The 21,755-nt window shown below is 65.9% G+C and carries 23 protein-coding genes and 1 pseudogene; 15 read left to right on the plus strand and 9 right to left on the minus strand.

The genetic code is table 11. The features are described from left to right. Positions 1-283: 283 nt before the first annotated feature. Positions 284-394: pseudogene (locus tag AO398_RS29230) on the minus strand (transcriptional regulator); the annotation flags it as partial. A gap of 126 nt (positions 395-520) precedes the next feature. Between AO398_RS29230 and AO398_RS00675 the strand changes: the two are divergent. Both AO398_RS00675 and AO398_RS00680 read left to right on the plus strand, forming a co-directional pair. After that, positions 521-853 (plus strand): NIPSNAP family protein, encoded by a 333-nt coding sequence (locus tag AO398_RS00675; protein ID WP_058190089.1) that lies wholly within the window; start codon positions 521-523, stop codon positions 851-853. 745 nt (positions 854-1,598) lie between these two features. Further along, a complete protein-coding gene (locus AO398_RS00680) occupies positions 1,599-2,123 on the plus strand; it encodes a hypothetical protein (RefSeq protein ID WP_058190090.1) in 525 nt (174 codons plus the stop codon). Between the two features lie 396 nt (positions 2,124-2,519). Here the strand turns inward: AO398_RS00680 and AO398_RS00685 are convergent, their stop codons facing one another. Further along, positions 2,520-2,720: a hypothetical protein gene (locus AO398_RS00685; RefSeq protein WP_058190091.1), complete on the minus strand. Its 201-nt coding sequence runs from the start codon at positions 2,718-2,720 to the stop codon at positions 2,520-2,522. A gap of 252 nt (positions 2,721-2,972) precedes the next feature. Here AO398_RS00685 and AO398_RS00690 point away from each other — a divergent pair, with 252 nt between their 5' ends. From AO398_RS00690 to AO398_RS00700, 3 genes are all read left to right on the plus strand, one after another. Beyond that, entirely contained in the window at positions 2,973-3,215 is a 243-nt protein-coding gene (locus tag AO398_RS00690; protein WP_058190092.1) for a hypothetical protein, read from the plus strand. A gap of 28 nt (positions 3,216-3,243) precedes the next feature. Continuing rightward, the gene (locus AO398_RS00695) at positions 3,244-3,459 is read left to right on the plus strand and encodes a hypothetical protein (RefSeq protein ID WP_058190093.1); all 216 of its coding nucleotides are present in this window, start codon (positions 3,244-3,246) and stop codon (positions 3,457-3,459) included. A gap of 84 nt (positions 3,460-3,543) precedes the next feature. Continuing rightward, on the plus strand, positions 3,544-4,824 hold the full coding sequence (locus tag AO398_RS00700; RefSeq protein ID WP_058190094.1) for an O-acetylhomoserine aminocarboxypropyltransferase: 1,281 nt from the start codon (positions 3,544-3,546) through the stop codon (positions 4,822-4,824). A gap of 66 nt (positions 4,825-4,890) precedes the next feature. Here AO398_RS00700 and AO398_RS00705 read toward each other — a convergent pair whose 3' ends face one another. Together AO398_RS00705 and AO398_RS00710 are read right to left on the minus strand one after the other, a co-directional pair. Further along, positions 4,891-5,403: a hypothetical protein gene (locus AO398_RS00705; RefSeq protein WP_058190095.1), complete on the minus strand. Its 513-nt coding sequence runs from the start codon at positions 5,401-5,403 to the stop codon at positions 4,891-4,893. Positions 5,404-5,407: 4 nt separating this feature from the next. Further along, positions 5,408-7,195, minus strand: coding sequence for an acyl-CoA dehydrogenase C-terminal domain-containing protein (locus tag AO398_RS00710; protein WP_058190096.1), 1,788 nt, complete (start codon positions 7,193-7,195; stop codon positions 5,408-5,410). A 292-nt stretch (positions 7,196-7,487) separates the two neighbouring features. On the opposite strand from AO398_RS00710, the gene AO398_RS00715 reads away from it, so the two are divergent. Then, complete coding sequence (locus tag AO398_RS00715) at positions 7,488-10,706, plus strand: SEL1-like repeat protein (RefSeq protein WP_058190097.1); 3,219 nt, start codon at positions 7,488-7,490, stop codon at positions 10,704-10,706. Between the two features lie 188 nt (positions 10,707-10,894). After that, entirely contained in the window at positions 10,895-11,332 is a 438-nt protein-coding gene (locus tag AO398_RS00720) for a DUF3429 domain-containing protein (RefSeq protein WP_058190098.1), read from the plus strand. A gap of 163 nt (positions 11,333-11,495) precedes the next feature. Here the strand turns inward: AO398_RS00720 and AO398_RS00725 are convergent, their stop codons facing one another. Further along, the gene (locus AO398_RS00725; RefSeq protein WP_058190099.1) at positions 11,496-11,726 is read right to left on the minus strand and encodes a hypothetical protein; all 231 of its coding nucleotides are present in this window, start codon (positions 11,724-11,726) and stop codon (positions 11,496-11,498) included. 133 nt (positions 11,727-11,859) lie between these two features. On the opposite strand from AO398_RS00725, the gene AO398_RS00730 reads away from it, so the two are divergent. The 4 genes from AO398_RS00730 to AO398_RS00745 all read left to right on the plus strand — a co-directional run bounded on the left by AO398_RS00730 (position 11,860) and on the right by AO398_RS00745 (position 14,808). Continuing rightward, a complete protein-coding gene (locus AO398_RS00730) occupies positions 11,860-12,621 on the plus strand; it encodes an autoinducer binding domain-containing protein (RefSeq protein WP_244498623.1) in 762 nt (253 codons plus the stop codon). Positions 12,622-12,744: 123 nt separating this feature from the next. Then, the gene (locus tag AO398_RS00735) at positions 12,745-13,368 is read left to right on the plus strand and encodes an acyl-homoserine-lactone synthase (RefSeq protein WP_058190100.1); all 624 of its coding nucleotides are present in this window, start codon (positions 12,745-12,747) and stop codon (positions 13,366-13,368) included. A 14-nt stretch (positions 13,369-13,382) separates the two neighbouring features. Further along, positions 13,383-13,550 (plus strand): hypothetical protein, encoded by a 168-nt coding sequence (locus tag AO398_RS00740; protein WP_243956283.1) that lies wholly within the window; start codon positions 13,383-13,385, stop codon positions 13,548-13,550. A 286-nt stretch (positions 13,551-13,836) separates the two neighbouring features. Then, a complete protein-coding gene (locus AO398_RS00745; RefSeq protein ID WP_058190102.1) occupies positions 13,837-14,808 on the plus strand; it encodes an EamA family transporter in 972 nt (323 codons plus the stop codon). Between the two features lie 22 nt (positions 14,809-14,830). Here the strand turns inward: AO398_RS00745 and AO398_RS00750 are convergent, their stop codons facing one another. Beyond that, positions 14,831-16,045: an NADP-dependent isocitrate dehydrogenase gene (locus AO398_RS00750; RefSeq protein WP_058190103.1), complete on the minus strand. Its 1,215-nt coding sequence runs from the start codon at positions 16,043-16,045 to the stop codon at positions 14,831-14,833. A 197-nt stretch (positions 16,046-16,242) separates the two neighbouring features. Here AO398_RS00750 and AO398_RS00755 point away from each other — a divergent pair, with 197 nt between their 5' ends. Beyond that, a complete protein-coding gene (locus tag AO398_RS00755) occupies positions 16,243-17,016 on the plus strand; it encodes an RNA methyltransferase (protein WP_082643071.1) in 774 nt (257 codons plus the stop codon). On the opposite strand, the gene AO398_RS00760 is transcribed toward AO398_RS00755, so the two are convergent. Then, positions 17,017-17,199 carry a hypothetical protein gene (locus AO398_RS00760; RefSeq protein WP_058190552.1) on the minus strand — a complete coding sequence of 61 codons (183 nt, stop codon included), beginning with the start codon at positions 17,197-17,199 and terminating at the stop codon, positions 17,017-17,019. 110 nt (positions 17,200-17,309) lie between these two features. On the opposite strand from AO398_RS00760, the gene ccmA reads away from it, so the two are divergent. Next, on the plus strand, positions 17,310-17,945 hold the full coding sequence (ccmA, locus tag AO398_RS00765; RefSeq protein ID WP_058190104.1) for a heme ABC exporter ATP-binding protein CcmA: 636 nt from the start codon (positions 17,310-17,312) through the stop codon (positions 17,943-17,945). After that, entirely contained in the window at positions 17,942-18,610 is a 669-nt protein-coding gene (gene ccmB / locus AO398_RS00770; RefSeq protein ID WP_058190553.1) for a heme exporter protein CcmB, read from the plus strand. The genes ccmA and ccmB overlap by 4 nt, the downstream gene beginning before the upstream one ends. A 481-nt stretch (positions 18,611-19,091) precedes the next feature. On the opposite strand, the gene AO398_RS28005 is transcribed toward ccmB, so the two are convergent. Further along, the gene (locus AO398_RS28005; RefSeq protein ID WP_152997366.1) at positions 19,092-19,472 is read right to left on the minus strand and encodes a hypothetical protein; all 381 of its coding nucleotides are present in this window, start codon (positions 19,470-19,472) and stop codon (positions 19,092-19,094) included. Between the two features lie 689 nt (positions 19,473-20,161). After that, positions 20,162-20,935: a hypothetical protein gene (locus AO398_RS28010; RefSeq protein ID WP_152997367.1), complete on the minus strand. Its 774-nt coding sequence runs from the start codon at positions 20,933-20,935 to the stop codon at positions 20,162-20,164. A 275-nt stretch (positions 20,936-21,210) separates the two neighbouring features. Between AO398_RS28010 and rpsT the strand changes: the two genes are divergently transcribed. Continuing rightward, positions 21,211-21,477, plus strand: coding sequence for a 30S ribosomal protein S20 (gene rpsT / locus AO398_RS00775; protein ID WP_058190105.1), 267 nt, complete (start codon positions 21,211-21,213; stop codon positions 21,475-21,477). Positions 21,478-21,755 lie beyond the last annotated feature (278 nt).

Consider the following 21,755-nt stretch of genomic DNA (forward strand, 5'->3'; position numbering starts at 1 on the left):
TTCCTGGGACCTACCAGCCGCTACTACTCGGCGACTGCCGGCTGGAAGCTTGTCGGACTTCGATCTTTCTCTTGATGAACCTAGTCGTCGCCAAGACCCGCCGGCGGGTCCTTGCCATGCTTGGTCGCGGGTCACGATCCCCGCCGCGTTGGATCGCACTATGCGGGCCTCGTCCAGCCTGGCGTGCTTCCTGTGATGACGCGAGGCTTCGTCGGCAGAGGCTCGGGACGAGGAGGCACAGGGTTCGGCTTGCGGGGGCTCAGCGGCGTGGTCCCCATCATCCGAGCTCGGTTGCTGTCAGCGCCCGCCCGTCGATCAGGGCTGACAGGATGTTGGCGCACCTAGGATCACCGACGAGCGCACCGATTTTGGAGAGCGGATGACCGGACGACATTGGCCGATCCTACACCAGCTCCGAACTTAGCGCATCGCACGATGCTTCGGCCGGGACCAAAGCGTTCGCGGCTGACATGCGGCTGCGTCAGGTTCAGATTCCAGGCGAATGAGATGGAGAACGCGCATGCACACGCTCTGCCTACGCCACACCATCGGCCCGAACCGGATCGATGCTTTTCGCATCTATGTCGAGGATCAGACACCGGTAATGTGTGACTACGGCAGCCGCTTCGTCCGCTACTACCATTCGACCGACTTCGCGAGCCCGACGAACGTAGGCTACGGGCTGATCGAGTTCGAGACGCTTGCCCAGTACGAGCGCTACCGAGAGGTGCTGGCCGCCGCCCCAACGCATCGACGCCACGCCGCCGCGCTCACTGAGAACGGGGCGCTACTTGCCATCGACCAGTCGTTCATCCGGCACCGCGACTACGCCGAAGGATCGGCGTCGGCGTAAGGGGGGCCATGACGCGCTGACGATGTGACACATAAATTCATAAGTTTGTACCATGGCTTGAGTTTCGCACACCGTCCCCTGGCGAAACCTCAGCTCGACGTTAGACCCGGCGCGGGATCCATCACCCCGGTCGATGATCGAAACGTGCCGTGCCCGTGCGTAACAGGCCTAAAACGACGTGCCTTTACGACACGGCCTGTGTTTTCCGGTCGAGGCCGAAGGGACGGAACGGCGTCCCGCGCGCGACTCACAGACCGTGGACCCGACGTCCTCGGGGTTGCAGACGGCGCGCCGCCAGGGCTGACACGCGCCTCGGTCAGACGGACCAGGATGTCCCAGGTGCCCTCCGGTGCACCGCTCGGAAGTTCGGCCATTCCTCGCCTCCCTTCGTAACCAAGGCCCGACGTTAACTCTCCCGTGACCCGCCGTCCTTGATCCAGCGCAAGGCCGTGCCGGACAGCGATGGCACCCTGCCCCGGCAGGAGAGGCACCGGGATGACGCCAGCCGCGACCATGACCGATCCGCTACCCGTGCGGGACGCGGCAAAGGTGCCGGGATGGAGGGCGATCCTGCCGGCGCTCCCGCTCGCGGGCTTAGCATCGACATCGAGGACTGACATCCATGGCGTCGGGGCGGTCCCTGGCGCGATGCTGAACGACGTTCGCCTTGCCCTTCGGGCGCGTGGTTGGGCCCGGTACTACGCTTGGTACAATCAGAACGCGGACCCTCTGTAGGATCCTACCGATGCCTTGGATGGTCCGACTGCGCGCCCACGATGGCGGAGAGATCCTGGAGAGGGCGAGCTTCGGCTCGCCGTCCGCTGCCATGGACGCTTACAGGCTCCTGCTCCGCCGCGAGGACCTCATCGGCGAGCCGCTCACGGCCGTGTTCAAGCCGCCCCGCGGAGCGACCGGGAGCGACGGGAACACCTCTAACTGGTTCTCCCGGTTCGACCGCGAGCTCGGGCAAGGTCGAATCGGGCCGGACGACCCGCGTCTCGACCCGTTCGCCAATTCCAACGACGCCTACGGCGCGGTGAACAGCCCGGCGCCGAAGCCGCCGGCGCCCGTGGACTGGGAGGCGGACGGGCGCCCCTTCGCGGAGGTCCTCAAGGACTGGGCCCGGACCCGGGGCGGCCGGAACGCGGCGGCGGCCGTTCGGCGCGTGGGGCGCAAGACGTTCGACGGCTGGTGCGGCGGCCGGGGTGCGGCACAGGAGGCCATGGCCCGTCGCCTGATGACCCTGGCGGACCGCTCAGGCAGTCGGTGAGCCCGGGTCCGGAATGGGGCCGTAACCCCCCGAAACGGGGCCGATTGGGCTCGAACGGGATCGAACGGGGATGCACGGTTTCGCGCTAAACCGTTGGAGGGGTCGGCGGTCCCCTGGGACCGCCGACCCCGCGCCCTGCGTTGCCAAGGTTGGGGTCGAGGGTTCGAATCCCTTCGCCCGCTCCAGTTTTCCTTCCCAACCGGATCTTCGCAAAACGCCCGCATGGGCGTTTTTTGCTTTTCGGACTACCGAGTCTCGGTATCAAACGCCTTCGGTCCGTGACCCGGAACGGGCCGACTGCCTATTCTTCGACGCTTTCGGGGATCGGGATCCTGGCCAACCGAAATCCGGCGCCGAATTGCCTTTCTCTGCGAAGAGCCCGCGGCGGCTGCGGGCTCAGCCGCGTGTGCCGTCTGCGAAATGTTCACGGATCCAGCACTCCCCGGAGATCCGGGCACCGTTCTGCGTGACGAAGGCGTAGGGCGAGTGCTCGACCACCGCGCCGCCACCGGCCCGGATGATCCAGCGGTAGCACCGCGGATCGCTCGCGCAGGGAATGACTTCGACGCTGTGGGCGGGTATCAGACCAATCGACATGGCCTGTTAACGTGCCACACAGGATTTCCGCTCCAAGGCACTGCGCCGCACGGTTACTTAAGTGTGCAATCGCACGCTCGTACAAATTGCATCGACTGTTCGGGGACGACGAAGATCTGAGCGCCGCATCGGTTCGACCAGATGGTCGCACCCGGATGCGACCCGCCATTTCCTGACGTGGCTCAAAGACTTGCAAGACCGCCTCCGATCTCTTTCGTGGGTGAATCCCGACTCCGCAGCAGAGGACACGGCATGCCGATCAACGCGCTCAACGACCGCAAGAAGCTGTCAAGCGATTTCAACGAGGCCAACGACGCATTCATCGACGAGGTGCTGAAAGCCCTCCAGGCCGGGCAGATTCCGATGGATCTGGCCCGCGCCTACCTCGCGCATCCGGTCGCGATGATGCACACGGATGGTGCCCAGGCGGTAGCCAACTACTTCGACCGGATGCTTGCGCAGCGGCCGAACATCGACTGGATGCCCGGCGATTGATCGGCTCGGGCCGAGAAAGGGATAGCGGATGACCGTCGACGAGGTCGAAGACCTGAAGCGCGCGCGCGGCGCCTTGGCGCGACAGAGGAACGCCATCGCCAAGCGGCTGGGCGGCCTCGACGTCGCCCCGATTTCCATGGCCGAGGATCTAACCCGGACCCTGCTGGCGATCGAGGCCGTCGACCGCGCCCTGGTCGATGCCGGGCAGCCCCACGTCGATATCGGTGCGTCGCACGACGACTAGCCGGAGGGCGCCCGGCGCCCGCCACGACCTTGCGCACCGCTCCCGGGCGGGCATACAGGCGGAACGGTGCGAGGAGACCCGACCATGACCGACCGCCTGCCCGGCTTCAACACCCTGGCGATCCATGCCGGCGCCGCCCCAGACGCAGCTACAGGCGCGCGGGCGACCCCGATCTACCAGACCACGAGCTTCGTGTTCGACGATGTCGACCACGCCGCCTCGCTGTTCGGGCTCCAGGCCTTCGGCAACATCTACTCGCGGATCACCAACCCGACCAACGCCGTGCTGGAAGAGCGCATTGCGGCGCTCGAAGGTGGCACGGCGGCACTCGCCGTGGCCTCAGGCCACGCCGCCGAGTTCCTGACCATGCACGCTTTGATGCAGCCGGGGGACGAGTTCGTCGCCTCCAACAAGCTGTATGGCGGCTCGATCAACCAGTTCAACCACTCGTACAAGAACTTCGGCTGGTCGGTGGCCTGGGCCGACAACGACGACCCGGCCTCGTTCGAGGCCGCGATCACGCCGCGCACCAAGGCGATTTTTTGCGAGTCCATCGCCAATCCCGGCGGGGTCATCACCGATATCGCGGCGCTTTCGCAGGTCGCCAAAAAGCACAACATCCCGCTGGTCGTCGACAACACCATGGCGACGCCATACCTGATCCGGCCGTTCGAGCACGGAGCCGACATCGTCGTGCACTCGGCTACCAAGTTCCTGGGCGGCCACGGCAATTCGATCGGCGGCCTGATCGTCGACGGCGGCTCGTTCCAATGGGCGGGCGACGCGCGCTATCCGATGATGAGCCAGCCCCGGCCGGAATATTCCGGCATGGTGCTTGCCGAGACCTTCGGCAATTTTGGGTTCGCCATCGCGTGCCGGGTGCTCGGCCTGCGCGATCTCGGACCATCCCTGTCGCCGTTCAACGCTTTCCTGATTCTCAACGGCATCGAGACCCTGCCGCTGCGGATGCAGCGCCATTCCGACAACGCCCTGGTGGTGGCCAAGCATCTGGCGCAACACGACGCCGTGGCCTGGGTGAGCTATCCGGGCCTGGAGACCGATCGCTACCACGCGCTGGCGAAGCGCTACACGCCCAACGGCGCCGGCGCGGTCTTCACCTTCGGGCTGAAGGGCGGCTACGAGGCCGGCGTGAAGCTCGTCTCCAACCTGCAACTGTTCTCGCATCTCGCCAATATCGGCGACACCCGCTCGCTGGTGATCCACCCGGCCTCGACCACGCACCGCCAGCTCACCGACGCCCAGAAAACCGCCGCCGGGGCGGGGCCGGAGGTTGTGCGGCTGTCGATCGGGCTTGAGGATCCGGCGGATCTGATCGAAGATCTGGACGGCGCGCTGAGAGCGTGAAGCGGCGTCCGAAACCCGAGAACCTCGCCGTAGGGCTGAAAGTCCTTCGGCTACGGTAGCTTGCCGTCAGTGCTGACGGCGCCAGGCCTCCGTTTCGCGGACGGTCTCCTCGACCTCTTCGCGATTCGAACGCCAGCGATAAGCGCTTGGCAATTCGCGATTCTCCAGGAAGGCCGACATGATCGCGACGACGTCCCGCGTCGACAGCACCTCATTCGCCCGAACGGTCACCTGATAGCCGTTCGTCTCGATACGCGCGGGCTTCGCCGCGCCCTGTCCCGGCCTCCCGGCGACGAGATGCTGAAACGGACGACGCAGGTCCATGCCGCCGTTTCCATCTCGGACATACACGCGCCGCTCCACGGTGATCCGACTCTCGCCGGTTTTGGCGTCGCGGCCGCCCGCGGCCTGAACGTAGTCTCCCCATCCGTCGGGGCAGTCTTCCTCGAGGATCATGAACCCGCATCCGGCCTGCGGGCACAGCGCCGCGGCTGTCTCGGCGATATCCTCCGGGCGAGGCGCCCGGATCTTGAAATCTCCTTCGGCGGTAAGAATGAAGCGGCGTGCGCTGCCGACCATCCCGTCAGAACGCCTCATCCGCCAGCGCCATCGTGCTCTCCGCCCCGGCCTTGATCCGTGCCAGCCGCAGGCTCGTCTCCGGCAGCATCCGCTCCATGAAGAACCGGCCGGTGGTGAGCTTGGCCGACCAGCGCGGCGAGACTTCCTCGGCGTTCCGGGCGTGGGCTGCCTTGGCGATCCGCGCCCACATGTAGCCGAGCGCCACGAGGCCGAAGAGGTGCATGAAGTCGGTGGCGCCCGCGCCGGCATTGTCGGGCTTCGAGAACGCGTTCTGCATCAGCCACATCACGGCGCCCTGCAGGTCGTTCAGCCCGGCCTGAAGCGGCAGGGTGAACGGCGCCATCGCTGGATCCTCGCCATAGTCCTTCAGGAAGGTCTGGACCTCGCTCAGGAAGGTCATCATCGCCCGGCCGCCGTCCTTGGGCAGCTTGCGGCCGATCAGGTCCATGGCCTGGATGCCGTTGGCGCCCTCGTAGATCATGGCGATGCGGGCATCGCGCACGAACTGCGACATTCCCCATTCCTCGATATAGCCGTGGCCACCGAAGAGCTGCTGCGCGTCCACCGCGTTGGCGAAGCCGCGATCGGTCAGCACGCCCTTCACCACCGGGGTGAGCAGGCCGAGATGGTCGTCGGCGGTCTGGCGCTCCTTGGCGTCCTCGGACCGGTGCAGGATGTCCGCCTGCAGGGCGGTCCAGAGCATCAGGGCGCGGGCGGCCTCGTTGAAGGCGCGGATCTGCATCAGCGTGCGGCGGACATCCGGGTGGACCAGGATCGGGTCGGCCGCCTTGTCTGGGGCCTTGGCGCCGGTCAGCGCCCGGCCCTGGAGCCGCTCCTTCGCGTAGGCCACCGCGTTCTGGTAGGCGACCTCGGACTGGCCGAGCCCCTGGACGCCGACCGCGAGCCGCGCCTCGTTCATCATCACGAACATGGCGTTGAGGCCGCGATTCTCCTGGCCGACCAGCCAGCCGGTGGCGCCGTCGTAGTTCATCACGCAGGTGCTGTTCCCGTGGATGCCCATCTTGTGCTCGAGGGAGCCGCAGGACACGCCGTTGCGGGCACCCAGCGAACCGTCCGGGTTCACCAGGATCTTCGGCACAACGAATAACGAGATGCCTTTGGTGCCGGCGGGCGCACCCTCGATCCGGGCGATAACAAGGTGGACGATGTTCTCGGCAAGGTCATGCTCGCCGGCCGAGATGAAGATCTTGGTGCCGGTGAGGCTGTAGGAGCCGTCACCGTTCGGCACCGCCTTGGTCTTCAGGAGCCCGAGATCCGTGCCGCAATGCGGTTCGGTGAGGTTCATCGTGCCGGTCCAGGCGCCCTCGACCATCCTGGGCAGGTAGAGCGCCTTCTGCTGCTCCGTGCCGTGGACCAGGAGCGCCGCCATCGCCCCCTGGGTCAGGCCCGGATACATCCCCAGCGCGAGGTTCGCCCCCGAGGCGAATTCCTGCATCGCGGTGTTCAGCGTGTGGGGCAGCCCCTGGCCGCCGAACTCCTCCGGCACCGACAGGCCCATCCAGCCGCCCTTGGCGTAGGCGTCGTAGGCGGCCTTGAAGCCCGTGGGCGTGCGGACGCTGCCGTCGGCATCGCGGCGGCAGCCTTCGAGGTCGCCGGCCCGATTCAACGGGGCTAGGACCTCCTCGGCGAGCTTTGCACCCTCGCGCAAAACCGCCTCGACCACGTCCGGGGAGGCGTCGGCGAATCCGGCGAGATTGTCCCGGCTATGAAAGCCTAGGACATCGTTGAGCAGGAACAGCGTGTCGTCGACCGGGGCGCGGTAATGCGGCATGAACTGATTCCCCCTTGCCGGGCTGATCGACGGGTTCGGCCCGCCCGTTTGCAAGCATCTAAGCGCGCCATCGCGTCCGGAGCAACGGCTCCGCCGTCCCTGGGACGGGATGTATCGGGGGCCTGCACGCCTGCGCCGAGGATTACTGGGCCGGCCTCACCTTAACCGTGTGTTTACCAAGAAAGTTAAAGGTCCCCTCGAACGATCTGGCACCCGCGTTCCGTGGATACCGTCTTCCGGTCCCGTCCCGCGAACAGGATCAACGCCGAACGCTGCCGACGACAGGCCACCGATGACCCGCAACGCCATGCCGCAGCTCGACAGTTTCGACCCGGAGGTGCTCGACGCCGCCCGGGACGTTGCGGCGCGAGCGGGCGTCCCGCTCGAGACCTGGATCGCCTCGGTGGTGCCCCAGCAGCAGAGCGTGCAGGGGAATCGGCGCCCGCGTCGTCGCCCGCGCACCGAGAAAGTTGGCATCCCTGAGGATCGGCCCGACGCCGAGCTTCACCACGACCTTCCGGTTCCGGCCGCCTCTCTGTTCGAGCGGAAGTCCGAGTCCCGCCCGGACCACGGTACCGAATTTCAAAACCCGGGCTTCGCCGCCCTGATGAGCCGCATCGATGGCCTCAACCGGACCTTGGATGAGGAGCGGCGTTTAACCCAGGAATCCGAGGCCCGGCGTCTGGCCGAGATCGAGACTCGGATCGAGCGTGCTCTAAAGGCGACGCCGGTCCAGCAGGTGACCGAGCGTCTCGGCGATATCGAGCGGCGGATGTCGCAACTCGGCGAGCAATTCGCCTCCGCGCGCCCCGCAATCCGCCGCGGGCGCCCGGACGTGGTCGAGATCCGCAGCGCCGTCCAGGATATCCGCCACCGCCAGCGTGAGCTGTCGGAGGGCGTCGGCGAGCGTGCGTTGACGGCTGGCCAATCCGATGGCGGCGTCGTGGCGAGCATGCGCATGGACCTCGCCCGCCGCCTGGAGGCCCGTGTCGAGGAGATCACCGCACCGTCGGTCGCCGTGTCTGAACTCCAGCGCGAGACCGTGCGCCTGCGCGAGGCGATCAACCAACTGGCGACGAGCCGGGATGTCGGTGCTCTCGAACAGGCGGTGAACTCGCTCGCTCACGGCATCGAGCGAACGCAGGTCGGCACAGATCTCGCCGCCATCGCTGCGCCGATCGAGCAGGTCCGGGCGCAGGTCGAGCGCTTGGCTGAGCAGGTCGCAGAGAATGTTCATACCCGGGTGGCCGACGACGTCCGCCGATTGGCCGAGCGTCTCGACAGCGTCGCCGCGACCGGCCCGGCCGGTCCGGACGGGCATACGCTGGCCGGCCTGTTTGGCGAACTCGAAGAGATCCGCCGTCTGATCGGGGCCCTGGCCGGTCCGGAGCGCATTCAGGGTTTGGCGAACAGCCTGCAAGCCGTGAGTGCTCAGATCGCGCAGCTGCAGCGGACCGGCACCGATGCGAGCCTGCGCCCGCTTCTGGAAGAGATCCGCAGCGACGTCCGCACCGCCGCCCCGGCGGCCATCTCCGAGCAGATCCAAACGTTGGCCGACAAGGTCGACGGCCTCTACACGCGCGACCAGAGGTTCGACCGGGTCGGGGAGTCGGACGTGGCCCAGTCCGGCGACATGGCCTCGATCCACGCGATGCTGCGCAGCCTTGCCGAGAAGGTCGATCAGGTCGGCAGCCGCTCGGAACACGAGGGCCTCGACGCCCTGGAGAAGCAGGTCGTCACGTTGGCCGGCAGGCTCGATGCCCCCCGGGGTGGCGATCCGGCCCTGGCCGGCCTTGAGCGCACCATGGACGACCTGCTCCAGCAGGTCGCGGCCCTGCGCGAATCGGCGCCCAGCGAGGCCGCAGTCGAGCGTGCTGCACGCAATGCGGTGGCCCAGACGCTGCAGGGATCCAGCATCCCCAGCGCGGATCTCGGCGAGATCGGTCTCCTGCGCGCGAGCCTCGCCGACATGCAGGCGCGGCAGATCGCATCGGACCAGCGCCTTGGCGCCACCCTCGAAGGTGTGCAATCGGCTCTCGAACGCCTCGTCAATCGGCTCGGCCCGGTCGAAACCGCGAATGCACGGGTGCCGTCCCTCGACGAGCGCCTGATGGCCTCCACGAGCCCGGAGATCACCCGCGCCGCCGCGTCTGAAGCGTCTCGCTTGGCCGACGACCTGCTGGAGCCAGGGAGCGGGCGTCCGGGACGCGAGGCGCGCGCGGCTCGGGACACCACGACCCGCCGGGCTACGCGGGACCGCTCGACCGAGCCCGCCCGCGGCCGACCGGCCTTGGACGCGGGCGGCGAGACCGACATCAAGACCAGTTTCATTGCGGCGGCCCGTCGTGCCGCCCAAGCCGCTCAGGCGGAACTCGCTGCAGAGGCGCCGGCCGATCCCCGGGCCCTGCGCGCCCACAAGGGCGAGAGTGAGCTGACGGCGTCGGGGGAGAGCCGTTTCAATCGCCTGCGGGCCGAGATTAACCGCCGCCGCCGGCCGCTGCTGCTCGGGCTCGCCGCTATCGTGCTGGCACTCGGCGCGCTCCAGGCGATTAGCCTCCGCACGCCCGACGAGGTGTCCCGCCCCCCGGTCCAGACCTCCCAGGTCGCCCCTGCCCGCATCGAGCCTGCCCGGGAGTCTCGCCCGGAGGCTGCTCCGGAGGCGGCGGCACCCAAAGCGTCGATCGCCGATCCGGTGACCACGCAGGCCCTGCCGAGCGCCCCGCCTGCCGAGGCACGCGCGACACCCGCCAAGGCGGCGGTGCCCCAGGTCTCCGGCATGAACACGATGCAAGCCGATCTCGGCACCGTGCCGCCAGCCCTCGTCAAGGTGAAGCAGGCGGCTCTGGACGGCGACGGCGCGGCGATCTGGGATCTCGCAACGCGCGAGGCGGATGGCCGTGGCATGCCGCGGGACCTCGCTGTGGCGGCGAAGCTGTTCGAGAAATTGGCGGTCGCCGGCTATGCGCCGGCGCAGTACAAGCTCGCCGGCCATTACGAGAAGGGCTCCGGGCTGGTCCGCGACCTCGACAAGGCGAAGCTCTGGTACGGCCGCGCGGCCGAGCAGGGTCACGCCCGCTCGATGCACAATCTGGCGGTGCTGTACGCCGAGAACCCCGCCGCCAACGGCAAGCCCGACTTCGCGTCGGCCGCCTCGTGGTTCCGGCAAGGGGCCGAGTTCGGCGTCCGTGACAGCCAGTACAACCTGGCGGTGCTCTACGCCCGGGGCCTCGGCCTGACGCAGGATCTGGTGCAGTCCTATGCCTGGTTCTCGGCTGCTGCCGCGCAGGGCGACGACGACGCGGCCAAGAAGCGCGACGACGTGGCGAACAAGCTGAACCCAGCGGACCTCACCAGCGCCAAAAGCCTCGCCGCCACCTTTAAGCCGCGCAAGATCGACGCGGCGGTCAACGAGCCGCCCGCCCCGAAGGAGGGTATCACGGCGCCGATGTCGCTGCTCGGGGCGCCGACGCCGAACTCGACCACCTTCACGCCGCCGCCGCGCAAGTCGTAGCGGTCGGAGCCTGCGACGCCCGACGCATCACCCGCCGATCCGGCCCCGGTTGATCCGGGTGATGCTCTCTTTTGCCGCCCTGATCCCAGCTTGACCGCTCCGCCGCGATGCGGGAACGCTTTGTCCGGGCGGCACCCGCCCCCGTGAAAGAAGCGTAGCCGTTGCCTGTTCGGCGGCTCGGAGGATGGATGGCGCACCGGAACCCCGTCCCGATCAGTGCGCTCGTGCTCGGCGTGGCCGGCCTCATCCCGTTTTTGGGTTTCGCGGCGCTGGCGGTTTCGGGCACCGATGGCGGCCTCAGCAGCATCGGCCTGTCGCCGCGGACGATCCTGTCGGCTTACGGGGCGGTGATCGCGTCGTTCCTTGGCGGCATCCGCTGGGGCGCGGCCGCAGCCCGCAATTCCGGCAATGGCGATTACGTCATCGCGATCGTGCCGTCCCTGGTGGCCTGGGCGGCGATGGCCGCGCCGGCGCCCTGGGACCTGCGCGTCCTTGGTGCCCTCGTACTGGCCTGGGGTCTGATCGACCAGGACCTTCCACGCCGCGGCCTCGTACCTCTCTGGCTCGGCCGCCTGCGGCTCGTGCTCTCCGGCGTCGCTGGCGCTGCCCTGCTGGTTGCAGCGTAAAAGCCGTTCACAAAACGCTTTCTGCGCTGTCTCGGGCATAAGAGGACGCCCGGTAATCGGGCGTTTCGTGAGGTGCTGTAAGCCCCGGCTTATTCATTTTTCACTGACGCGCCGCTGACTGCGCCCGCCGAAGACAACGACCAACCGCTGGGCGGTGGAGCAATCAACTGTCTGCAGCCATCTCGCGGAGCAGCTTCAACACCGCGCCGCGGCGGGTCGGTGACTTGATCGCCCGGAACAGGGCCGCAGCCTCGTCGCATTGTGCCTCGCTTGGCCCGGACGGATCGACCATCGCGGACTCGACGCGGAAGAAATAGGACGGCGACACGTCCAGCGTCTCGGCGATGCGCTCGAGCAGATAGCGCGTGGTCGGTGGCGTCTCATCGTCGATCATTGGCTCGAAGCTCGCACGCGATCCGCGTCACATATCGAAGCCGAAGCGAGTTCGGCCTCGCAGAAGAGATTTCGCGGCCAACCTATCGCCGAAGCGCGGCAGATGCCATCCTCAGGTTGTGGTGGCCTGCGATTTGTCGCGCTACGTGCAAAATTTCGGGGCGAGCATGCCGCAATCGAAACATTTCGACAGGACATTCAATATCTTACGCGATCTCGATCGCGCCGCGACGCCCGACGAGATCGCCCGTCTGCTGGTCGGTGCGTTCGGACGCTATGGAATTTTATACGTCATGGCCGGCATCGTGCCGGAGCCGAATCTGCCAGCTCGCCGTCACGCCGGTTACGTTCTCGCCAGTACCATGCCGGAGGAATGGGCCCGCCGTTACGTTGCCCGCGGCTACGCCCTTCACGACCCAACGGTTCGCCGGCTTTGCACCAGCGCCACGCCGTTCGATTGGAGCGCCGTGCAGCCCGACACGGCAACAGCCGGCCGCGTCATGAACGAGGCCACCGAGTTCGGCATCCGGGCCGGCGTTACGATTCCGTTCGTGACCCTCGATGGCGAACCCGGCGGCATCAGCTTCTCTGGGGAGGCGATCGAGATTGAGGCGGCAGACCGAATCGCCGTCAATTTGGTGGCGACTTATGCCGTGGGCCAATTGCTGCTGATGAACAGCCGGCCTGTGCCCGGTGAACCAGTGCGTCTGTCACCCCGGGAGCGCGAGACTCTCCAATGGGCCGCCGAGGGCAAAACCGACGCGGAGATCGGTGTGGTGATGGGCATCACGGCGTCAGGGGTCGACTACCATCTGCGCTCGGCACGCACGAAGCTCGACACGGTCAACAAAGCGCACACCGTGGCGCAGGCTCTGCGGGCCGGCCTGATAACCTAGGGGTAGCGTCAAAACTCACGGTCGCAATTGTCGTCGGTCTTACACGCAACCCTACGGTTTTGCGTAGTACACACTCGACCGGCGACGCGGGACACTCACGGCATAGAGACGTGAGGTTGTTCCATGATTCATGTGGTTACCCCAGCCAACGCATCGCAATATAGCGATGCGATGGAACAGGTTTGGCGCCTGCGGCACGAGATCTTCGTTGAGGAGAAAGGCTGGACGGACTTGGCCCGGCCGGACGGACGGGAAATTGATCAGTTCGATACGCCGCAGGCGGTGCATTTCCTCGCCATGGAGGGCGAGAAGGTCATCGGCTACAGCCGACTCCTGCCGACCACCCGCCCGCACCTCCTATCCGACGTGTATCCGCAACTCTGCGAGGGCGAGCGACCGGCCGGGCCGCACCTTTGGGAATGGACCCGCCAGGGTGTGGCCCGCTCGCACCGCGCCCGGGGCCGGGTGGTCAATCCGGTCTCGATCGCGCTGCTCACCGGCATCGTGGAGTGGGGCATGGCGCACGGCCTCACTGGCCTGCTCCTGCAGATGCCGACCCTCTACATGATCCACGTCATCCAGTTGCATTTCCGTGCCCAGCCCCTGGGCCTGCCCGTTTTGATCGGTGGCGAGGAAATCATGGCCGCCACTGCCGCCTTCGACGAGCGCACGCTGGCACGCCTTCGCACGGTGCACGGCGATAGCCGTTCCGTTCTGGTCTCCGAGCCGGCCTACCTGGCAGCCTGATGAGAAGTTCTGACATGACCGATGCCCCGCTCGACACCCTCGCGGTGCAGTGCCTCACGGTGCGCGATCTCATCGATTCGGTCGGAGACCCGCTGATGCGGGCTGCGATCGACCTGCTGCTGATCGAGGTTGGCCGAGCACTGGCAGAGAGTTGCGCGCCGGATTTCCAGGCCGAAGCCTGATCGGACGGGGCCGTGGCACATCCCGCCGCGGCCCCTGCTTGAAAACTCCCCTCAAGAGCGCAGCTGGAGCTTGACCGTTCGCGAAACCGGCGCGAGTTGGATGCTGGGCCGATCAGCTATGATGGGCCCGAGTCTGGTGATTGAGATCGGGATGCTGTTCCCATGCTGCGACACCCGGCGGGCCCCTAGCAGAGGGGCTCTCGCCGGCAACACAACCGCTCCCCGGAAGTGATTGTGATCGCCGACATGCCAGCAACTGATTGCACGGGCGGCCGAGCGGCAGGCGATGTCTGACGCGTCACTCGGCGGAGAAGCCGATCGTCGCCGGGCAAATTCGAGCCGAATTGTCGCTTTCCTTCTCATGGCATTCATCTGGGGCGCCGGCTGGCTGCCGACGAAGCTCGCCATGGAGGTCTTGCCGCCGATCTTCTTCGCCTGCCTACGTTTCACGATGGCGGCTTTGGGGTTTCTTGTTTTTGCCCGGCTCCGGGGTTTTTCCTTGCGGGTCGAGCGACCGGGGCGCGTCCTTGCGGCTTCCCTGCTGATCACCACCGCCTGCTACGCTCTGGTGTTCTGGGGGCTGGCGCAGGCTCCAAGCGGCCTCGCTGCAGTGGTCAATCTCGGGCTTATGCCGATTTTCTTGATCGGCATCGGGGCAGCCTACGGGCAGGAGCCGATCACGCCGCTCCGGGTCGCCGCGATCATCTTCGGCCTCGCCGGCTTGGCGTTGCTGTTCTCCGGTCGCTTCGGCGCGAGCGGGGAGGGCGCGAAGGCTGTCTTCGGCCTCGCTGCGGTGGCGCTCGGCACGCTCGCCTATGCCTGGGGCACGGTGATCAGCCGGCCGATCGTTCGCGCAACACCGCCGGTCGTGCTGGCGTTCTGGCAATCCTGTCTCGGCACGCTGGGCCTGATCCCGATCTCACTGGCGGTGGAGGGCTGGGATCCAGGGCGCTTCGCCGCGCTCAGTGATCCGCGCGTCCTGCGGGGACTCGCCGTGATGGTCGGTGGCGGATCGCTGATTGCTTTGCCGATCTTCCTGATGCTGCTGCGCGACTGGGGCGCGTTCCGGGCCGGGCTCTATGCCTTCGTCAGCCCTGTCATTGCCGTCCTCATCGGCTACGCCTTCGCTGCGGAGCGCATCGATATGGCCGAGGCGGTCGGGATGGCGGTGACGTTGGCAGCGACCGCCCTGGCACTCGGCAAGCCCGGTCGGACCGCGACATGGGAACGGTGGGCGCCCCGGGGCACCCGCCGCTGAAACTTCGGCCGAAAGCGCCGTCTCAGACGCCCATCGCGGTTTTCAGGTTCTGATCGACCTTGTCGAGGAAGCCCGTGGTCGAGAGCCACTTCTGATCGGGGCCAACCAGCAGCGCGAGGTCCTTGGTCATGTGCCCGGCCTCGACGGTGTCGACGCAGACCTTCTCCAGCGTCGCCGAGAACTTGGCCAAATCGTCGTTGCCGTCGAGCTTGGCCCGATGCGACAGACCGCGGGTCCAGGCGAAGATCGAGGCGATCGAGTTGGTCGAGGTCTCGCGGCCCTTTTGGTGCTCGCGGAAGTGGCGGGTGACGGTCCCGTGAGCGGCCTCGGCCTCGACCGTCTGGCCGTCCGGGGTCATCAGCACCGAGGTCATCAGGCCGAGCGAGCCGAAGCCCTGCGCGGCGGTGTCCGACTGCACGTCGCCGTCGTAGTTCTTGCAGGCCCAGACGTAGCCGCCCGACCACTTCAGGCAGGAGGCGACCATGTCGTCGATCAGGCGGTGCTCGTAGGTGATCCCGAGCGGCTTGAACTTCGCCTCGAACTCCTCCTCGTAGACCTTCTGGAACAGGTCCTTGAACCGGCCGTCATAGGCCTTGAGGATGGTGTTCTTGGTGGACAGGTAGACCGGATACTTGCGGGCCAAGCCATAGTTCAGCGACGCACGGGCGAAGTCGATGATGGACTGGTCGAGGTTGTACATCGACATCGCGACGCCGGCGTCCGGGAATTTGAACACCTCCTTCTCGATGACGGTGCCGTCGTCACCCTCGAACTTGATCGTCAGGCGCCCCTTGCCGGGCACCTTGAAGTCGGTGGCGCGGTACTGGTCGCCGTAGGCGTGGCGGCCGATCACGAACGGCTGGGTCCAGCCGGGCACGAGGCGCGGCACGTTCTTGCAGATGATCGGTTCGCGGAAGATCACGCCGCCCAGGATGTTGCGGATCGTGCCGTTGGGCGACCGCCACATCTCCTTGAGGCCGAATTCCTGCACCCGCTGCTCGTCGGGCGTGATGGTGGCGCACTTCACGCCGACGCCGTGGCGCTTGATCGCCTCGGCGGCGTCGACCGTGACCTTGTCAGCCGTCGCGTCGCGGTGCTCGACGCCGAGGTCGTAATACTCGAGGTCGACGTCGAGATAGGGATGAATGAGCTTGTTCTTGATCTCGGCCCAGATGATCCGGGTCATTTCGTCGCCGTCGAGTTCAACGACGGGGTTCGCTACCTTGATCTTCGCCATGGACCGATGCCTTCTCGCGTTGTCCCCGCGCACGGCATGCAAGGGCCGTGCGGTCGCCCGCCCGGATATCGACCGGGTCCGTATCGCCCCGGCGACATAGCGCGGCCCTTCCGGCAGCGGAAGGCGCGGGCTGTCATCCGGCCGGCTTCGTCACCCGGCCCTCGACGGGCGGCCGCCGCCTGTGCCAGAGGGCCGGCATGACGACCCGAGACCCGCAAGACGAGCCGCCGCCGAAGATCACCGAGCTGCCGCCGGGGATCGCCCCGGTGGTGATCCTGGTGGAGCCCCAGCTCGCCGAGAATATCGGCATGACGGCTCGGGCCATGGCGAATTTCGGCCTGTCGGAAATGCGCCTCGTCAACCCGAAGAATGGGTGGCCGAAGAAGGGCGTGCGGGAGGCGGCCTCGGGCGCCACCCATGTCCTCGACCGGGCCACGATCTTCGGCAGCGTCGCCGAGGCGATCGGCGATTTGCACTACGTGCTCGCTACCACCGCGCGCGAGCGCGGGCAGATGAAGCGCGTCTTCGCCCCTGAGGCCGCCATGGGCGAAATGGTCGCCCGGGAGGGGCAGCGCATCGCGGTGATGTTCGGCCGCGAGCGTGTCGGGCTGACCAATGATGAGGTGTCGCTCGCCGATGCGATCATCACCTTCCCGGTCTCGCCGGATTTCCCGTCGCTGAACCTTGCGCAGGCGGTGCTGCTGGTGGGCTATGCGTGGCGCCAGGCCAGCGGGCGGGCGGTGCTGCCGTTCTCGGGGGAGTTGCTGTCGCCGCCGGCCACCCGCGAGGCGCTGGTGGCGCTGTTCGGCAGCCTGGAGACGGCTCTGGACGGCGCCGGCTTCTACCCGCCCGAGAAGCGGGAGATCATCGCCCGCAATATGCGCGACATGCTCCACCGCATGAGCCTGACCGAGCAGGATGTCCGCACCTTTCGTGGTGCATTGCGGGCCCTGACGCGCAAGGGGACCTGATCAGTCGGCCGCTTGCATATCCGGTGGCTTGCCGCCGCCGAAGCAGCGTCCCACCGCCTCCCAGAATGCCGCCTGTTCCTCGGGCGTGCATTGCGCCACCCGCGCCTCGACCAGCGCCCGGCCGGCCATCGCATCCGCATCGGCGGCGACTTCGGCTTCGGTCGGGTTTATCGCCTCGTTCATCGGAGCCTCCATACTCCCAGAAAAAGGCCGAGCGTAGCAGCACGGTTCCGTTGCCGGCCGCAATCAGGCATGGAAGCGCCGCGCGTCGGCGGAAGAGGGCGGGGTATCGGGTGCGGCTCAGCGTGGACAATCTCGCCTGCCGCCGCTCCGGGCGCCGCATTTTTTCCGGTCTGGCCTTTGCCCTCGGGCCCGGGGATGCCCTGGCGGTGACCGGGCGGAACGGCGCCGGGAAATCGAGTCTTCTCGCGATCCTGTCGGGCCGCCTGCGGCCCGATGCCGGGCGTATCGACGTGGACGAGGTGGGCGAGGCCAGCCTGCCGGAATGCCTCCACGCGGTCGGCCATCGCGACGGGCTGAAAAGCTCGTTGACTGCCGGAGAGAACCTGCTGTTCGCCCAAAAACTCCTCGGCGCGCCCCGCCTCTCCCCCCGGGATGCGCTGGAGCAACTCAGCCTCGGCCATGCCCACGACCTGCCGGTGGGCTACCTGTCGGCCGGCCAGCGGCGGCGCGTGGCCCTGGCGCGGCTGCTGGTCTGCGAACGCCCGCTCTGGCTCCTCGACGAGCCGACGGCGGCCCTGGACACAGCCTCGCAGACGTTGCTGGCCGGCCTGATGGCGGCGCATCGGGCCGGTGGCGGTCTCGTGATCGCCGCGACCCACCAGGCTCTGGGTCTCGATGGGGCGGCAGAGCTGCGCATCGAAGCGTCAGCCGCTCCGGAGCCCGAGCCGATGGAGGATTGGGCGTGACCCGTGCCATCCTCGCGCTGATCGCCCGCGACTTGCGCCTGGCTGGCCGGGTCGGAGGCTCAGGTGCCCTGTCGCTGGTGTTCTTCCTGATGATCGTGGCCCTGGTGCCGTTCGCGCTTGGGCCCGACCTCAACCTGCTGTCGCGGATCGGCCCGGCGATCCTGTGGCTCGCGGCGGTGCTCTCGACCCTGATCGGCCTCGACCGCCTGTTCCAAGCTGACGAGGAGGACGGCTCCCTCGAGCTGATGAGCGCCGCCCCGGTGCCCCTCGAAGGCGTGGTGCTCGCTAAGGTCACGGCGCATTGGCTGACCACGGGTCTTCCCCTGGCGCTCGCCTCGCCGCTCTTCGGTCTGCTCGTCGCCCTCGACGGCACCGCCATGGGCGCCACCGCGCTGACGCTGCTCGCCGGGACTCCGGCGCTCAGCTTCATCGGCGCGGTGGGCGCGGCGCTCACGGCCTCGATCCGCCGGGGCGGGCTGATTCTCGCGGTTCTAGTCCTGCCGCTGATGATCCCGAGCCTGATCTTCGGCGTCTCGGCCGCCCAGGCGGCGACGGGGGGCACGGTGCCGTTCCTCGTGCCGCTCGCGGTGCTGACAGCGCTGACGCTGATCGCCGCCGTGGTCGGGAGGATCTCGGCGGCGGCGGCGTTGCGCTGGCCGGAGTGATCGTTTGCTCTCAAGTGCTACGCACCGCCATTGCTCTGCGACATAGCGCTATCCTAGAGCCGAAATCTAATTCATCGGATTCGCGGCCAATATCTTCAACAGATAACCATGCCCTCCATCAATGCCTCCTGTTTCTCTGAATGTCGATGCCTCGACGTGATTGTCATCGAAGCACCCTATTTCGAGCCGCAATCTGTACAGAGTTCGCATCGACCCTGATCGTATTCGTCCGATCCCTCGCAAAACGGAATGCACTATCTGCCGCCTAAGGCTTTTAGCATGTCGAAGATTGCATGCTTTTCCATGCGCTTCTCTCCCCCGCGAGTCGATGCGGGTCCGTGGACGACACTGGAGACTTTGGCCAACTCCGGGTTGCCGCGACTATCTGGCTGCTGATCCCTCTATCGCGCTTATCTCTTTGCTGTTCGGATTGTGGCCGCTGTCGACGCTCTCGAATTGATACCTGTCCCTCAGGCGGCGATCATTGTTGATCCGGTCCGCCGGCGACCGTAGCGGGTGTGGCAGCTTTCTGAAATGGAAACGCTGTCGGCTGCCAGTGGCGACCGAGCTTGAACCGGTCTGCTTCGGTGCGCTCGTTCGCCCAAAGAAGCTTTACCAAGGCCATATGATCGCCTTCTTTCAAAGCGTCCCCTACTGCGAGGCCGCTGCGAAAATAGTCTGACATCGGTTCGCCATCGATTGCTGTTTGCTTTTCATGTTGTTCCTTGAAGCTCGGAGTGATCAACTCCCAATGCATTCTTGCACTCGCAAACTCGCCAAGAGCTGCCTGCGTGAAACACATCCAGATATGATCCTTGTGAAAACTGTAGCCTCTTGATTCTTGGGATAGGATGAAGGTCACGATTTTCTCGATCGAGTCTTAGGATCTGAGAAGGGGCAGAACTTCCGTCTCAATTTGCTCGACGAAATCGCCACGGATCATCAAGTCGTCCCAATCCCAGACTCCGTCCTGGCCGGCGGGTTTGAACCGACGGGATCGACCAATCAAGCCGATCGATCGACCATAGCCTCCGAAATCGAATTTGTCCCCCCGGATATATAACTCCGTTCGTCGCCATTCGAGCGTGAAGTATCCACGGCTTGGTCGGTTATGGATCCGTATCTGCCTAGCGATATGACCAACACTTTGAAGGCATATAAATTTGCCGCCAGTTAGAACGACATCTTGATTTCGATCTACCAGCGGAGCTAACAAATCTCGGATTTGCTGCGCCGGTGTAAGAATCAATGTGGCCATTTCCCTGGTCTCACCTGTATCATGATAAAATGCACGACTTCGGGAAACCTGCGTTTTGCCGCCTTGATTGTGTCGACGGCTTGTCGAGGGGTCCATCCCCTTCGGCCGGTTTTTGGATCGTAGATGCATGCAGTATCGATGCGAGCTCTTTCGAATACATTGGATTTCTTAATGCCAGGTAGGATAAAATTTTGATCCTTATTCCGTTCGGCTAGAATTAGTTCCGCAACATAGTTTGGGTATTTATTTTCATTGATAATCTGCGCGATCTTGACGTGAATCTTTGTACCCAACTACGTCGCGTTTGTGTATCCGCCTTGCGCTATCACACGCGCAGTTACCTCGTCCACGATCGCTTGCACTTCCCCATTTTTTGGACAAGCTTCGTCCATTTGAGCTTGGCTGAGCCGGCCAATCCAGATCGGCATACTCATTTGCGGATCGTCTCCGGTTTTATATTCTTGCGCTGTAAGCCCCAGAGCGGTGCCGTACCCGTCCTCCCGGGCAGAGAGATACGTCAGGAGTTGCAACCCAAGCTCGAAGGTTGCGATGACTGGGGCGGCAATCAGAGGTAGGGCAGGGGCCAGGGCAGGTTGAGCAAACGGTTCAGCGACGAGACCTGTCGGCGCGAAGGTGGTCCGCGACAGAACTTCACCCGTATTGCCATCTCGAATCGTCTGGGTTTCGCCGGATGTCTCGAAAATCCGGCTCTCGCCATCCGGCGCCGTGACGGTGTGTCGTTCATCGAAGGATTTTCGCCCGGCATGTACGCGGATCGAGAGGATGCGCGTCCCATCCTCGAGCGTCGTGCTGTCCGTGAGCGCGGGTGGATCCTGTCGGGACGGTCCGCTGGGTCGATCCTCTTGGAATGAGGCCCACTGAGCACCGATGGGAGCCGGCACCCACTCGCCGCCGTTCGGCTGTCCCGCTGGCGCGCGCGGCTGGGTCTCCCAATTTTTAGCCTGGAGCTGCCGCTGCAGGCGCATCAGCTTCGTCTCAAGGGTCAGGCCAGCCAGAACGTGGCGCAGTATGATTGCTTCGCTGTGCGCTTGAGATTCGTCACGCATGGTGGCCCCACCCCGCCATGCCGACCTGATGCGGCCGCAAGAACAAAGCAAGAACATAGGAAAAATGTCAGTATCAGGATGCGCGGCCCGACCGGCTCGATCCGGGATCTTCCGCGTTGACGAGCCGCATCGCGCTAACTATAGAGGCCGCTTCGCCGAGGGGCCGCGCTTTCGCGCGCGCTGCGTCTCGGCCATCGCCTGACAACCTGATGCGACGACCGATTTCCGGCTGAGCCGGCCCGTCGGCATCGCCCGACGAAGAGAACGAGGACTCCATGGCCAACACCGCTTCGGCCAAGAAAATGACCCGCAAGATCGAGAAGCGTACGGCGGTCAACCGCTCGCGCCGCTCGCGCATGCGCACCTTCGTCCGCAAGGTCGAGGAGGCGATCGCCACCGGCAACCAGCAGGACGCCCTGGCTGCCTTGCGGGCCGCCGAGCCCGAGATGATGCGCGCTGCCCAGCACGGCATCGTTCACAAGAACAATGCCTCGCGGAAGGTCTCGCGCCTGGCTGCCCGGGTGAAGGCGCTGGCCGCCTAGTCCGCCACTGCACCACTGGACGAGACAAAGCCCGGCCTTCGCGCCGGGCTTTTTCGTGTCCGCTATCCGGGTGAGCAATCAGCCATTCTGGAAACAGATCACCGCCGTTCGGGATGACGCACGAGGCCCCGGGACGGCCCGGACGTCGCGAAGCGTTAACCCTAGACCAGAATTTGGCACATTGCAGAGTCTAGGGGCCACGTGTAGCTTAACAGTAACTGACTGCGTTCAAGCAAAACCTGCCGATTTCGGGACATGAGCGAATCATCTCGATTCGC

Source organism: Methylobacterium sp. GXS13, assembly GCF_001455965.1.
GTDB lineage: Bacteria > Pseudomonadota > Alphaproteobacteria > Rhizobiales > Beijerinckiaceae > Methylobacterium.

Excerpts from the sequence above, each read along its gene's own strand:
- AO398_RS00700 (WP_058190094.1), top strand. The coding sequence starts at position 3,544 with ATGACCGACCGCCTGCCCGGCTTCAACACCCTGGCGATCCATGCCGGC.
- AO398_RS00710 (WP_058190096.1), bottom strand. The coding sequence starts at position 7,195 with ATGCCGCATTACCGCGCCCCGGTCGACGACACGCTGTTCCTGCTCAAC.
- AO398_RS00690 (WP_058190092.1), top strand. The coding sequence starts at position 2,973 with ATGCCGATCAACGCGCTCAACGACCGCAAGAAGCTGTCAAGCGATTTC.
- AO398_RS00760 (WP_058190552.1), bottom strand. The coding sequence starts at position 17,199 with ATGAACGAGGCGATAAACCCGACCGAAGCCGAAGTCGCCGCCGATGCG.
- AO398_RS00695 (WP_058190093.1), top strand. The coding sequence starts at position 3,244 with ATGACCGTCGACGAGGTCGAAGACCTGAAGCGCGCGCGCGGCGCCTTG.
- AO398_RS00725 (WP_058190099.1), bottom strand. The coding sequence starts at position 11,726 with ATGATCGACGATGAGACGCCACCGACCACGCGCTATCTGCTCGAGCGC.
- AO398_RS28010 (WP_152997367.1), bottom strand. The coding sequence starts at position 20,935 with ATGCGTGACGAATCTCAAGCGCACAGCGAAGCAATCATACTGCGCCAC.
- AO398_RS00715 (WP_058190097.1), top strand. The coding sequence starts at position 7,488 with ATGACCCGCAACGCCATGCCGCAGCTCGACAGTTTCGACCCGGAGGTG.
- AO398_RS00705 (WP_058190095.1), bottom strand. The coding sequence starts at position 5,403 with ATGGTCGGCAGCGCACGCCGCTTCATTCTTACCGCCGAAGGAGATTTC.
- AO398_RS00675 (WP_058190089.1), top strand. The coding sequence starts at position 521 with ATGCACACGCTCTGCCTACGCCACACCATCGGCCCGAACCGGATCGAT.
- AO398_RS00735 (WP_058190100.1), top strand. The coding sequence starts at position 12,745 with ATGATTCATGTGGTTACCCCAGCCAACGCATCGCAATATAGCGATGCG.
- AO398_RS00740 (WP_243956283.1), top strand. The coding sequence starts at position 13,383 with ATGACCGATGCCCCGCTCGACACCCTCGCGGTGCAGTGCCTCACGGTG.
- AO398_RS00680 (WP_058190090.1), top strand. The coding sequence starts at position 1,599 with ATGCCTTGGATGGTCCGACTGCGCGCCCACGATGGCGGAGAGATCCTG.
- AO398_RS00755 (WP_082643071.1), top strand. The coding sequence starts at position 16,243 with ATGACGACCCGAGACCCGCAAGACGAGCCGCCGCCGAAGATCACCGAG.
- AO398_RS00750 (WP_058190103.1), bottom strand. The coding sequence starts at position 16,045 with ATGGCGAAGATCAAGGTAGCGAACCCCGTCGTTGAACTCGACGGCGAC.
- AO398_RS00745 (WP_058190102.1), top strand. The coding sequence starts at position 13,837 with ATGTCTGACGCGTCACTCGGCGGAGAAGCCGATCGTCGCCGGGCAAAT.
- AO398_RS00720 (WP_058190098.1), top strand. The coding sequence starts at position 10,895 with ATGGCGCACCGGAACCCCGTCCCGATCAGTGCGCTCGTGCTCGGCGTG.
- rpsT (WP_058190105.1), top strand. The coding sequence starts at position 21,211 with ATGGCCAACACCGCTTCGGCCAAGAAAATGACCCGCAAGATCGAGAAG.
- AO398_RS00685 (WP_058190091.1), bottom strand. The coding sequence starts at position 2,720 with ATGTCGATTGGTCTGATACCCGCCCACAGCGTCGAAGTCATTCCCTGC.